The sequence below is a fragment of the Actinotalea sp. JY-7885 genome (assembly GCF_014525465.1).
Classification (GTDB): domain Bacteria; phylum Actinomycetota; class Actinomycetes; order Actinomycetales; family Cellulomonadaceae; genus Actinotalea.
The window spans coordinates 1-1107 of record NZ_JACEXH010000332.1 but is presented as its reverse complement, the minus strand read 5'-3'; the positions used below and the strand labels follow the sequence as shown (position 1 = coordinate 1107).

The following is a 1107-nucleotide window of genomic DNA, read 5'->3' as shown; positions in this document are numbered from 1 at the left end:
GCCGGCGGCGGCGGCGTGGTACCCGCGGCGCCGCGTGCGCGGCGGTCGCGTCGCGGCGCGCCGCCCCACTGCTGGCCGCCGCCGACGTCGGGCGCGATCTCCCGGACGCCGAGGACGGAGCCGCACCGGGTGCAGAAGGAGCTGCCGGGTGCGACGGCGGCGTGGCACGTGGGGCAGGTGGTCTCCACGGTCGGGCTCACCTCCACGTGCGTCGGGTCGGGCGTCAGCGTAGCAACGGGGCGTCAGGCGGACGTGATCAACCGGAGCACCTCGACGGCCCCCGCGCCGACCAGGCTGACCGGCAGGGCGAGCGTGGTCGAGAGGCCCTCGAGACCGTCGGCCAGCCGGGAGAACCCGACCGAGCGCCACCCGCGCCCGAAGGACAGGCTCAGGGCGGCCACCCCGAGACCCACGCCCACCGCGGTCCCCGTGGCGACGAGCGCGACCGGGCCTCCCACCGCCGCGCCCAGCAGCCCCAGCTCGACGAGCAGCACGCCCGCGGACACCCGCGGCGCCCAGCGCACGACGGCGCCACGCGTCGTGCGCGGCTGCAGGCCGAGCGACAGCGCGACGAGCAGCACCGCGACCAGGGAGGCCCACCCGGTCAGGCCGCCCTGCTCCGCGCTCGCCAGCACGAGGGGGGCGGTCAGCGGCGGGACGAGCGAGACCACGACCGTGCCGACGTCGCGCCGGCGCTCGGCGCTGTGCACGGTGCGCTGGACCATGCGGTGGTTCACGGCGCCGAGCGGCTCGGGCTCGGGCGTGCGGACGCCCACGGCGGACGATGCGACGCGGGCGACGTCGACCAGCTGCTCGTCCGGGACGTCGACGGACATGCTCGGCAGGGCACGCAGCACGAGCGGCACGGCACCGAGCAGCACGGCGGCCGCGAGCACCGGGGGCAGGCCCATGAGCACGACGCCGGCGCACACGAGCGCCGCGCCGGCGAGGACGACGAGCAGGATCAGGGCGTGGTCGGCGGCCTCGTCGCGGGCACGGCGCGTCGCGCCCCAGCGGGCGGCGGTCGCGACGGTCGCCCCCGTCAGGGCTGCGACGACGAGCAGCTGGGCGGCGGCCGCCAGACCGGTGTCGACGGTGGCCGCGCCG

Annotated in this window: 2 protein-coding genes; both read right to left on the bottom strand. The window is 78.5% G+C overall.

Going from position 1 to position 1107, the window contains the following annotated elements; translation table 11 throughout:
* A partial coding sequence (locus tag IDM29_RS17045) for a zinc-ribbon domain-containing protein (RefSeq protein ID WP_223148450.1) occupies positions 1-200 on the bottom strand: 200 nt, incomplete at its 3' end.
* 42 nt (positions 201-242) lie between these two features.
* Positions 243-1107: hypothetical protein (locus tag IDM29_RS16815; protein ID WP_188037851.1), on the bottom strand; the 865-nt coding region annotated here is incomplete at its 5' end.